The organism is Pseudomonas trutticola BRTCR10 (assembly GCF_056155105.1).
On the sequence record NZ_CM149552.1, the window covers coordinates 5,384,816 to 5,396,643 of the forward strand.

The window sequence follows — 11,828 nt, forward strand, 5'->3', positions numbered from 1 at the left end:
CCGGACTTGATAATGGACCTGTTTCAGTCGATGAGCGTCTACGTCAAAGTGGTCGAATCGGGGAGCATGACGGCGGCCGCGTTGCAGTGCGACATGTCGACGACGATGGTAGGCAATCACCTGCGCGCGCTGGAGCAACGGCTCGGCGTGCAACTGCTGCAACGCACCACGCGGCGCCAGCGACTGACCGAGTTCGGCAGCGTCTATTACCAGCGCTGCCTCGAAGTGCTGGGACTGTTGGCTGACTCTGAACGCCTCGCCGAGCAGGCCCTTGATGAGCCTCGTGGCATCCTGCGTATTACCGCTCCTCTGACCTTCGGCGTTGAGCGCCTGGCGCCAGCGCTGAGTGAATTTTCCCTGCAATGGCCGAAGGTCAAACTCGACGTGGTACTGACCAATAGCCGCCCGGATCTGCTGGAAAGCGGCCTCGACGTCGCCTTCCGCCTGGGTCACTTCGAACAGTCCAACTTGATAGCCCGGCCCCTGATCGACTACACCCTGACCGTCTGCGCGGCGCCGGAGTATGTCGCAAGACGAGGCATGCCGCTGACGCCACAAGACCTGCAACAGCATGACTGCCTGTCCTTTGCCTACCCCACCGGCGATGACTGGCAATCGGTGGAAAAGCGCTGGCGCCTCAGCGGCCCGGACGGCGAAATCATGGTCGACGTCAGCGGGCCGATGCTGATCAACAGCTCCGCCGGCCTGCATCAGGCGGCACGTACGGGCATGGGCATCGTGATGCTGCCCGATGCCCTGGTGGAAGAGGATTTGCGCGATGGCCGACTGGTGACGGTCATCCCCGACTACCAACCCCCGAGCCGACCTCTACACCTGTTGTATGCCCCGGATCGTTATCGCCTGCCCAAGCTGCGGCGCTTCGTCGATTTCGCGATGCAGGCATGGGGCAGATCCTAGTTCCTCTAACTCACCACGTCCGCGACAAGGAGTCGACCCACCGATGAACAACTACCTGACCGTACGCGATCTATTGCCCGCCGAAGTGGAATCAGTGCGCCTGTTCCTCGGCCAGCATGGATGGGGCCATCGAACCGGTTCAAGCGAAGACTTTGCACAGCTCATCGCCAACTCCCAACGCACGGCCATTGCCCTCAAAGGCACATGCATCGCAGGTTTCGCCCGCGGTATCAGCGATGGTTTATCCAACGGTTATCTGTCGATGGTCGTGGTCGACGGGCAGCATCGACGCGAAGGCATTGGCCGGGCATTGGTTGAGCACGTCATGGGGGATAACCCCGACATCACCTGGGTGCTGCGCGCAGGCCGTGAAGGCGCCGAGGCGTTTTTTGCCCGCCTGGGTTTTCAAACGTCGCTGATTGCGATGGAGCGCCCACGACTGAAGTAACCCTTAACGCTATGACACCAGCTATGATCTCCCCTCTTTTTTCAGCAAGGACGCTGCGCAATGCTCGCCATTTTGCAAAACACCCCACTGTGGGTTTATGTGGTTTTTCTGATCATGGTGTATTTCGGCCTGAAGGCTCGCAAGCCTCAGCACGAGACCCGGTTTTCGCTGCTGTCGACGCCGCTGGTCCTGCTGGTCTGGTCGCTGCTTTCGCTGAACCTGTCGGTTGATCCCGGTTTGACGCTGGGCGGCTGGTTGATCGCTTTGACCCTCGGTGCCCTGTCGGCATGGCTGATCTTTTCCCGCAAGGGCGTAGAGCTCGACGACCCGGAAACCGGATTAATCGTGCCGGGGACCTGGAAAGCACTGGTGTTGTTGCTGCTGTTTTTTGCGGTGAACTACTACTTCGGCTACCAGGATGACGTGCACCCGGACCGCACTACCGAAGCGGACATGTTGTTGCTCAAGGCTGTAGCGTCGGGATTTGTCTGCGGACTGATCAGCACCCGCTCGCTAAAGTTCTATTGGCTGCTGCGAACGCTTCAGGCGCAACGCCCGCCTTTGGGTGCTTGATGAGTCAGCGGTAAAAAACTCGACCGCCAGCCCGTTGCTCCGTGACAACGCCGCCCCGCTCCCCTAAATTAGTCGGCCTGAAAAAGCCCTGTGCTTTCTCATCTCCACTCAAGTTAAAAAGTAGTGAAATTTCAATGTCCGATTTCAACACCGCTGAATCCGTCGTTACCGAATCGTCCAAAGCGGAATACGAAAACTCCATCAATCTTTCACAACACCTGCCACAAGCCAAAATCATCAGCGAGATGGTCCTCGACGCTTTTCAGTCGAACCGCGAAAGCGACCAGATTCGCGAGCTGCGCGCCGCGATCCGTCAGGCCCACGACAGCTTCGATGACGACAAGGCCTATGAGCTGATGGGCGAACTCAAGGCTCTGAAAGACGCCGAAGCCGCCGACATCGCCGCACTTGAAGACCTGAGCAGCAAGTTCTCGATCGGCCGCATCCTGTCCTGCTTCAAGGACGATCCGGCCTTCCAGGAAATCGTTTACGGTCTCGCGCTGAAAGTTCTGAATCAAACCCATCAGGCGATCAGCAACCCGAGCGGCGGCAAGAGCAAGGCCGCCAAGAAGAAAGAACTCGAAATCTTCACCATCAGCAAGGACGGCGCCAGTGTGACCTTGCCGCTGCGCACTCCACGTTCGCGCTTGAGCGTTGACCGCGAAGCGCTGGAGTTCCTCGGTTTCACCTTCGTCGGTGAAGGCGAAGAGGCGGAACTGGAAAGCGAAATATTCGTTGATAACGCCGGTACCGAGCAGGCTGTAAACCGCAAGAACATCATCACCGCGCTGCAACAGCAGACCGCATTCGATGGCTACAGCATCGCCGCGCAGTAATATTTCGGCGCTGACGAAAAAGCCCCGCACTGAGATTCAGGCGGGGCTTTTTGGTTTTCGGCTTGGGAGTTATGCGTCGGAGTGCAATGCCGCAATCATGTCGACTTCGATCGCCGCATTCTTCGGCAACTGATACACACCGACAGTGGTACGCGTGTGCCGGCCGGCATCGCCGAGCACATGGCTGAAAACATCCGATGCACCGTTGGCCACTTCACTCAGGTCAACAAAGTCCGGCGTCGACTTCACGTACACAGTGACCCGTAGCAACGCCTTGATCTTGTCCAGCGAACCGACTGCATCGACGATCAGCGCCAGGCAACGCATCGCACTGATGCTCGCAGCAGCCTGGGCATCCTTGAGGGTCAACTCCAGACCCACCCGACCGGGGTACTGAATCTTGCCGTTAGTGCGCGGCACCATGCCGCTGATGTACAGCTCATCATGATGACGGATCAACGGTGCGTAATTGCCACCGGCGGTGTTCTCGCCATAGATGTCGTAATTCAGCTCTTGTGCCAGGGCAATGAAGCGCTCGTCGCAGGTCATCCTCTCAGTCATTTCGCCCAGCCTCTGAATCGATGCGTGAAATATCGCGGAGTAGAACAGTTGAGCGCCGAGGGAATGGCATGGCGCTATCACTGGATCCAAATCTAGGTCTTTTGAAAGTACTCCGCAACCTTCGAAATCGGCGGCGCACGCCATCGCGAGCAGGCTCGCTCCCACATTCGATTGGCGTCGTTCACAAATCCCCTGTGGGAGCGAGCCTGCTCGCGATGGTGTCACCTCGATTCAGCATAATTCACCCAATAAAAAACCCCGCACATCTCTCAATGTGCGGGGTTTTTCTTCAAGCCTTTGAGCCTTACGGCGCGTACGTCAGCAGCAGCTCGCTTGGCACCTTGAAGTCCAGGGACATCATGACGCTCAGGGCGGTGATGGTGAAGATCGAGAACACGAACAACTTACGTGCCCAGACCGTGTCATCCACTGCCTTGTAGCCGGTCCAGGCCATGTACAACCAGTACATGCCCATGGCCGCGGCGACGGCGAGGTAGCTCATGCCGGCGTAACCGCTGAAGGTCAGCATCAAGGTCGCCACGAGGAACGCCAGGATGTAGAGCAGGATGTGCTTCTTGGCCACTTCAATTCCGCGCTTCACTGGCAGCACCGGAATCGATGCGGCCAGGTAATCGTTGAAGCGGAAGATCGCGATGGCGTAGGAATGCGGCATCTGCCACAGGCTGAACATCACCAGCAACGTCAGCGCGGCCATGTCGAAGCTGTTGGTTACGGCGACGTAACCGATCACTGGCGGCATGGCGCCCGACAGACTGCCCACCAACGTGCCGTGAACCGACTTGCGCTTGAGGTACAGGCTGTAGAAGCCGACGTAGATCACGAAGCCGATTACCGCGAACAGGGCGGCCAACGGGTTGGCCACCTTGTACAACAATGCAACGCCGAGAACACCAAGGATGGTCGCGTAGACCAGGGCCAGTTTCAGGGAGATCAAGCCCTGCACCAGTACCCGGTTCTTGGTGCGTTCCATCTTCAGGTCGATGTCGCGGTCGATGCAGTTGTTGAACACGCAACCGGAGGCGACAACCAGGGATGTACCGATCATGGCAGCCAGAAACACCGCCAGATCGACATGCCCTTTCGAGGCCAGGAAAAACCCGCCTGCCACAGAAAGCACGTTACCGAAAATGATCCCCGGTTTGGTGATTTGGATAAAGTGCTTGAGCGACATCGGGTCTTACCTCACTTCGCCATCATGAACGTGTGGATGCTGAACATGATCCACAACGACAGGCCAACCAGCAGCAGGATCACGATGGCCGTGAAGACGAACGCGATCACGTTGTTACGCTGTGCCACCGAACGGTCCAGGTGCAGGAAGTAATACAGGTGAACGATCACCTGGATCACTGCGAACAGCAGGACGATTGCCAGTGTGGTGGCCTTCGGCAGGCTCGGGTACATCACCAGACCGAACGGGATGACGGTCAGAATCACCGACAGGATGAAGCCGATGGCGTACGACTTTACGCTGCCGTGGCCAGCATCATGGCTGTCATGGGAGTGTGCATTAGCCATTACAGAGTCCCCATCAGGTAAACAACGGTGAATACGCAGATCCACACCACGTCCAGGAAGTGCCAGAACAGGCTCAGGCAGCTCAGACGGGTCTTGTTGGTCGCCGTCAGGCCGTGCTTGTTGACCTGGTACATCATGATGCCCATCCAGATCAGACCCGCAGACACGTGCAGACCGTGGGTACCGACCAGGGTGAAGAACGCGGACAGGAAGCCCGAACGGCTAGGACCGAAGCCCTCGGAGATCAGCAGGTGGAACTCGTTGATCTCCATGGCGATAAAGCCTGCGCCGAGCAGGAAGGTCATGAACAACCAGCCCAGAACCTGCTGCTTTTTACCTTTGTACAACGCCAGCATGGCGAAGCCGTAGGTGATCGAACTGAACAACAGCAGAGCAGTTTCGCCCAGCACGTATGGCAGTTCGAAGATGTCGTGGCCCGACGGGCCACCGGCTACGTTGTTTACCAGTACTGCGTACACCGCGAAGATCGACGCAAACAGAATGCAGTCGGTCATCAGGTAGAGCCAGAAACCGTATACGGTCATCTCGCCCGAATCGTGGTGATGGTCATCGTGCCCATGTTCACCATGGGCGTGTCCGGCATTGGTCACTAAATTCGACATGGTTTAAGCCTGTTCCAACGAGGTTTCAACACGGGTGGCACCGGCCGGGATTTTCCCTGCCGCGACCAGACGCTTGTGCTGCTCGGCTTCGATGCGCTCGATCGTTTCAACCGGAACCATATAGCCCTGGTCGTCACGTGCAGCGTGGATCACGAAGTAGATGACAGTGCCGGCCAGGCTGGCGATTGCCAACCACCAGATGTGCCAGATCATCGCGAAACCGAAGACGGTCAACAGTGCGCCCATCACTACGCCAGTGGCGGTGTTGTTCGGCATGTGGATCGGCTCGTACTTGGCCGGACGCTGGTACGCGGTACCGTTTTCCTTGGCTTCGGTGAACGGGTCGATGCAGTCAGCCTTAGGCAGCACAGCGAAGTTGTAGAACGGAGGTGGCGACGAAGTCGACCATTCCAGGGTGTGTGCATTCCACGGGTCACCGTGATCGCAAACGTTCTCTGGCTTGTTGCGGTCACGTACCGACACGTACAGCTGGATCAGCTGGCAGGCGATACCGACAGCGATCATCACCGCACCGAACATGGCAACGTACAGGTACGGTACCCACTCAGGGTTGGTGGTGGCGTTCAGGCGACGGGTCATGCCCATGAAGCCCAGTGCATAGAGCGGCATGAACGCGACGAAGAAGCCCGAGATCCAGAACCAGAACGCTGCTTTACCCCAGCCTTCGTGCAGCTTGAAGCCGAACGCTTTCGGGAAGTAGAACGCGAAACCTGCGATGTAACCGAATACCGCACCGCCGATGATCACGTTGTGGAAGTGCGCGATCACGAACAGGCTGTTGTGCAGAACGAAGTCAGCACCCGGGATGGCCAGCAGTACGCCGGTCATGCCGCCGATGGCGAAAGTCACCATGAAGCCCAGAGTCCACAGAACCTGGCTGGTGAAACGCAGACGGCCCTGGTAGATGGTGAACAGCCAGTTGAATAGCTTCACACCCGTCGGGATGGAAATCAGCATCGTCGCCAGACCGAAGAAGGCGTTGACGCTTGCACCCGAACCCATGGTGAAGAAGTGGTGCAGCCAAACCATGAAGCCCAGTACCGAGATCGCGCCCGAGGCGTAGATCATCGAGTGGTGGCCGAACAGTTTCTTGCCGGTGAACGCCGAGATCACTTCCGAGAAGATGCCGAATGCCGGCAGGATCAGGATGTAAACCTCAGGGTGGCCCCAGGCCCAGAACAGGTTGACGTACATCATTGGATTGCCACCAAGTTCATTGGTGAAAATGTGGAAATCCATGTAACGGTCGAGGGTCAGCAGTGCCAGGGTAGCGGTCAGGATCGGGAACGAAGCCACGATCAGAACGTTTGCCCAGGTGCAGGTCCAGGTGAAGATCGGCATGTCCATCAGTTTCATGCCAGGGGTACGCATTTTCAGCACGGTCGCGAGGAAGTTAACCCCCGTTAGCGTCGTACCCAACCCGGATAGCTGTAGCGCCCAGATGTAGTAGTCCATCCCCACGCCAGGGCTGTATTGCAGACCCGACAGCGGTGGATAAGCAACCCAACCGGTCTTGGCGAATTCGCCGACGCCCAGGGACAGGTTGATCAGCACAACGCCGGACACCAGCAGCCAGAAGCTCAGGGAGTTCAGGAACGGGAACGCAACGTCACGCGCGCCGATCTGCAGCGGCACTGCAAGGTTCATCAGGCCGGTGAAGAATGGCATCGCCATGAAGATGATCATGATCACACCGTGAGCGGTGAAGATCTGGTCATAGTGTTCAGGCGGCAAGTAGCCAGGCGAACCCTCGGTGGCCATGGCCAGCTGGGTACGCATCATGATGGCGTCGGCAAAACCGCGCAGCAGCATGACCATGGCGACGATGATGTACATCACGCCGATTTTCTTGTGGTCGACCGACGTCAGCCACTCGGTCCACAAGTAAGTCCACTTCTTGAAGTAGGTGATTGCAGCGAACAGCGCCAGACCACCGAGGGCGATCATGGCGATGGTCACCATCACGATCGGCTCGTGGAATGGGACTGCTTCCCAACTTAATTTACCAAACATCGTTTACTCCTCTGCCCCGGCAGCTGAATGCGAACTCGAGTCAATTTCCGTGGCCGCCACTTCTTTCTCTTTCTTCTCGTGCTTCAGCGGCTTGCCCGGCTTCATACCTTCGTACTTGTCGACGATGATCTGGAACTGGTTCGGCGTGACCGAGGAGTAGAGCTCGACTGGGTTGTTCTGGCTTGGCTTGGCAAGGGCTGCGTATTCAGCTTGATCAAGCTGTTTAGGTGACTTCTTGACTTCACTTACCCAGGCGTCGAAATCTTCCTGAGTGGTGGAGATAGCTTTGAACTTCATGCCGGTGAAACCCGCGCCGCTGTAGTTGGCGGAGATACCGTCCATTTCAGCGTTGCGGTCAGCGATCAGGTGCAGCTTGGTCTGCATGCCCGCCATCGCGTAGATCTGGCCGCCCAGACCCGGGATGAAGAACGAGTTCATCACAGCGTCAGAGGTGATCTTGAAGTTGATTGGCGTGTGCGCCGGGAACACGATCTTGTTGACCGTGGCGATGCCTTGTTCCGGGTAGATGAACAGCCACTTCCAGTCCAGCGCGACCACTTCGATGGTCACAGGCTTGACGTCGGATTGAATCGGACGATAAGGGTCCAGTTCGTGGGTCGAGATGTAAGTGATGTAACCCAGGGCAATGATGATCAGGACCGGGATGGTCCAGACTGCCACTTCGATTTTGGTCGAGTGCGACCATTTCGGGGTGTAGACAGCGTTCTTGTTCGACGCGCGGTATTTCCAGGCGAACAGGAAGGTCATGACGATAACCGGCACAACGACCAACAGCATCAGCAGCGTGGCGGTGATGATCAGGTTGCGCTGTTCCAGGCCGACCTGGCCCGTTGGATTGAGCAAGGTCATGTTGCAGCCTCCCAGCAACAACGTGCCGAGCAGCGGCACTAGGCCTAGTAATCTGGGGTACCTGTTTTTACTCATCTCACGACCTCTAAAGCAGCTTGCGCAATGCAGTTGGGTTTTGATCGCCAACACTTCACCCTGCCAAGGGTTGGCATTTTCTTTGGATTGAATAAGGGCCGCCCGTCGCGCGTCAGACGCTCGACAAAACCTGGGACAGCGGTCAGTTCTTATTCGAATTCGTGGTCAAAGGCCTTGTTACAGACCAATTCCATTTGGTGCGGAAAGTTGGAAGGCACCGACACCTGGGTGTCTTGAAAGCCTCACGACTTGCTCGACACCCGACTTCCTGCTCACTCCTTAATAAAGGCTGAACAGTGCCGGGAATTCAGTGCGGGCGATTGTAGATAGGTAGCGCCCTATACACCATGTCTTATCCCGAAATAATTTTTATCCGTTCGAGCAACAATCCATCGCCATTTTTTGCAAAAGTGCCGCATGTTATCGAAATCGATTCTCAACAAAAACAACAAAATTTGTAGGTGTAGCCGCCTCAATTCAGACAGCTCTGACGGCATTTTCTGCAGGCCCGATCAGCGCAAAGCCCGATACCCCAAGGCTTTTGGCCATCTGCCAGGTCTTGTTAAAACTGCCTGATCTGGCACACACGTGCAAAAGCGCAAAAACACCGAAACAGACCAATCCTTTTTTGTAACAGCACACCAATCCGCGTCACTGAAGAGACCTGCGACACGGCGTGTGTGACAACATGTCGCACACCTGTCACACCCTCCCTTGCCGTTCGTCACGGTGTTTTCACAAACACTCTGAAATGCAAAACGCCCCGATTTGCTGATACGCAAATCGAGGCGTTTTCTGTATCGGCCAATGCGCCGAATAGTTGATTCAGCGCAGGGCTTTTCGGTTACGCGAGGTCAACAGCGGCACCAGGATCACCACCAATACAAATGCCACCAGTGCCCATTGCGCCAACGACAGACCGAGGATCGGCGGGTACGGCGTCGAGCAGAAACCGTCGACCTGGAAACCCAGCGGGAAGATCTTCGCCAGCGGCAGATCATCGACAATCGGCTGCAACACATCGATGCCGCAGCTCACCGCCGGATAGAACTGGGTGTACACGTGATGCCCGGCCACACCGGCCCCAGCTATCGCACAAATCACCACCAGCACTTCAAACACGGTGATGCTGCGCCGCGTGCGCATGGCCGCGCCAATGAAGGCGAACAGCGCGATCAGCAGCAATGCATAACGCTGCAAGATGCACAGCGGGCACGGCGCCTCGCCGAGCACGATCTGCATGTACAGCGCGCCACCGATCAATGCCAGGCAGATAATGCCCAGCAGCACCAGAAAGCGCCGCTCACGTCCCAATCGAATCGTTTCCTCGCTCATCGCGTTTCCCTTGTATGTCCATGGTTCAGCTGGCCGGCGGCTGCGCTTGCAGTTGCGCCATCAGGCTGATGCTGTCTTCGATATGCCAATTGGCCGCGATGCGACCGTTGTCGATCTGATAGATATCGGTTGCCCGGAAGTCTACACGCTGGCCCTGCCCTTTGAGAGCCTTGAACGTGCCAGTGAAATGCCCGCGAAAGTGCAGATGCACCACCACGCGATCTCCGGCGACGATCATTTGCTCGATGTCGCAGCTCAAATCCGGCACCGCCGTGCGAAAGAACTTCGACGCCAGCAACGGCCCCGTCGGCCCCTGCACCCGGCCTTCGGGCGGCGTCTTGTCGACAAACTGCGGCGACAAGGCGGCCGTGGCCAGTGCCTCTTCGCCACTGTTCCAGAAACTGCCGTAACGCCGTGCTGCCAGTTCCATGGCTGCAGCCTGTGCCTTGGGCAGGCTCTGATCGACAATCAGGGTCTGCGGTGTGATCAAAGCAGATTCGGCAGAAGCAAACGGGCTGGCCAGCAAAGTGGCCGACAGGCTCAGGGCAGCGAAGCTGATACGACGGGCCAAGGTGAGGTGCGACATGAGGGCGATCCTGATCAGGTAAACGAACGAGCGCCTATCATCAGCATCGGGGAATAAACGATAAACCGGTTAAGAAACGATTAACCTTTAAACACTTTTTAAGAATCAAGACCGCGTAACGGCCAATCGCGGGCAAGCCCGCTCCCACAGGTTCCAGCGTCGTTCACAAACTCTGTGCACGCCACAAATCCTGTGGGAGCGGGCTTGCCCGCGATGCAGACGACTCGGTCTCAGGAATTATTCCAGAGCAGAAGCCGGCCCGAAGAACTCGTAACGGCTCTGCTGCTCCGGCACGCCCAGCGCTTTCAGATGGCGCTTGATCGCCCCCATGAACCCCTTCGGCCCAAGGAAGTAAGCGTCGACATCACGCTGCTGGGGCAACCACTCGCCGAGCAACTCCTGACTCAACATCCCGACCTTGTCCGCCGCTGGGCTCACACCATCGTCTTCGGCGTAGCAGTAGAAGCGCTTGAGTTGCGGATGACGCTCGGCCAGGCCGTCGATCCAGTCGCGGAACGCATGCACGCTGCCATTGCGCGCGCAGTGGATAAAGTGCACCGGACGTTCAGTCTCCAGCGCCGCTTCCAGCATCGCCAATGTCGGGGTGATGCCGACGCCGCCGCTGATCAGCACCAACGGCTTGTCGCTGGCAGTCAGGGTGAATTCGCCCGATGGCGGGAACAGCTGAATGCTTGCGCCGACATGCAGTTGATCGTGCAAGTGATTGGAAGCACGGCCACCCGGTTCACGCTTGACGCTGATGCGGTACTGACCTTTGTTTGCCAGTGCTGACAGCGAATAGTTGCGGCGGATTTCCTCGCCGTCGAGAATCAGTTTCATGCCGATGTACTGGCCGGGCTCAGCCGCGAGGATGGGACCTTTGTCGGCCGGTTCGAAGTAGAACGAAATGATTTCCGCGCTCTCCTCGACCTTGGCCGCGACGATGAACTCGCGCGCCCCGCGCCAGCCGCCGACGGCTTGTTCTTTCTGGTCGTAGATTGCCGTTTCGGCGCCAATCAGGATATCGGCCAGTTGTCCGTATGCCGCGCCCCACGCACTCATCACTTCTGGCGTGGCGATTTCTTCGCCGAGCACTTCGGAGATGGCGCGCAACAGGCAGGCACCGACGATCGGGTAGTGCTCCGGCAGGATTTGCAGAGCGACGTGCTTGTTGATGATCTTCGCCACCAGATCACCCAACTGGTCGAGCTGATCGATGTGACGGGCATACATCAACACGCCGTTGGCCAAAGCCCGGGGCTGATCGCCGCTGGCCTGATGCGCCTGGTTGAACAATGGGCGAACTTCCGGGTATTCGGCGAGCATCATCCGGTAGAAGTGGGTGATCAGCGCTTCACCACCGCTTTCCAGCAGAGGCACGGTGGATTTGACGATGGCACGATCCTGGACGCTAAGCATGGGGTGACTCC

12 protein-coding genes and 1 pseudogene are annotated in these 11,828 nt (G+C 57.6%); 4 read left to right on the forward strand and 9 right to left on the reverse strand.

The genetic code is table 11. The features are described from left to right. Nucleotides 1–12 precede the first annotated feature (12 nt). From ACVVH8_RS24350 to ACVVH8_RS24365, 4 genes and pseudogenes are all read left to right on the forward strand, one after another. Nucleotides 13–918, forward strand: a complete 906-nt coding sequence (locus tag ACVVH8_RS24350; RefSeq protein WP_103304518.1) for a LysR family transcriptional regulator — start codon at nt 13–15, stop codon at nt 916–918. Between the two features lie 43 nt (nt 919–961). Further along, a complete protein-coding gene (locus ACVVH8_RS24355) occupies nt 962–1,366 on the forward strand; it encodes a GNAT family N-acetyltransferase (protein ID WP_315446697.1) in 405 nt (134 codons plus the stop codon). A 54-nt stretch (nt 1,367–1,420) separates the two neighbouring features. Continuing rightward, nucleotides 1,421–1,939 (forward strand): annotated as a pseudogene (locus ACVVH8_RS24360) (DUF6622 family protein); the annotation flags it as partial. 134 nt (nt 1,940–2,073) lie between these two features. Then, complete coding sequence (locus ACVVH8_RS24365) at nt 2,074–2,775, forward strand: hypothetical protein (RefSeq protein ID WP_475226783.1); 702 nt, start codon at nt 2,074–2,076, stop codon at nt 2,773–2,775. Nucleotides 2,776–2,844: 69 nt separating this feature from the next. Here the strand turns inward: ACVVH8_RS24365 and ACVVH8_RS24370 are convergent, their stop codons facing one another. The 9 genes from ACVVH8_RS24370 to hmpA form a co-directional block, all read right to left on the reverse strand. After that, the gene (locus ACVVH8_RS24370; protein ID WP_475226786.1) at nt 2,845–3,336 is read right to left on the reverse strand and encodes a RidA family protein; all 492 of its coding nucleotides are present in this window, start codon (nt 3,334–3,336) and stop codon (nt 2,845–2,847) included. A gap of 304 nt (nt 3,337–3,640) precedes the next feature. Beyond that, complete coding sequence (cyoE, locus tag ACVVH8_RS24375) at nt 3,641–4,528, reverse strand: heme o synthase (protein WP_103304513.1); 888 nt, start codon at nt 4,526–4,528, stop codon at nt 3,641–3,643. Nucleotides 4,529–4,539: 11 nt separating this feature from the next. Next, the gene (cyoD, locus tag ACVVH8_RS24380; RefSeq protein WP_103304512.1) at nt 4,540–4,875 is read right to left on the reverse strand and encodes a cytochrome o ubiquinol oxidase subunit IV; all 336 of its coding nucleotides are present in this window, start codon (nt 4,873–4,875) and stop codon (nt 4,540–4,542) included. Continuing rightward, entirely contained in the window at nt 4,875–5,498 is a 624-nt protein-coding gene (cyoC, locus tag ACVVH8_RS24385) for a cytochrome o ubiquinol oxidase subunit III (RefSeq protein ID WP_042560958.1), read from the reverse strand. The genes cyoD and cyoC overlap by 1 nt, the downstream gene beginning before the upstream one ends. A 3-nt stretch (nt 5,499–5,501) precedes the next feature. Beyond that, nucleotides 5,502–7,532: a cytochrome o ubiquinol oxidase subunit I gene (gene cyoB, locus ACVVH8_RS24390; RefSeq protein WP_007916945.1), complete on the reverse strand. Its 2,031-nt coding sequence runs from the start codon at nt 7,530–7,532 to the stop codon at nt 5,502–5,504. Between the two features lie 3 nt (nt 7,533–7,535). Beyond that, nucleotides 7,536–8,477, reverse strand: coding sequence for a ubiquinol oxidase subunit II (gene cyoA / locus ACVVH8_RS24395; protein WP_007916947.1), 942 nt, complete (start codon nt 8,475–8,477; stop codon nt 7,536–7,538). Between the two features lie 825 nt (nt 8,478–9,302). Further along, nucleotides 9,303–9,812 (reverse strand): disulfide bond formation protein B, encoded by a 510-nt coding sequence (locus ACVVH8_RS24400; protein WP_025109264.1) that lies wholly within the window; start codon nt 9,810–9,812, stop codon nt 9,303–9,305. Between the two features lie 25 nt (nt 9,813–9,837). Further along, the gene (locus ACVVH8_RS24405) at nt 9,838–10,398 is read right to left on the reverse strand and encodes an ester cyclase (protein WP_475226788.1); all 561 of its coding nucleotides are present in this window, start codon (nt 10,396–10,398) and stop codon (nt 9,838–9,840) included. Between the two features lie 237 nt (nt 10,399–10,635). Beyond that, nucleotides 10,636–11,817, reverse strand: a complete 1,182-nt coding sequence (hmpA, locus tag ACVVH8_RS24410) for an NO-inducible flavohemoprotein (protein WP_103304509.1) — start codon at nt 11,815–11,817, stop codon at nt 10,636–10,638. Nucleotides 11,818–11,828 lie beyond the last annotated feature (11 nt).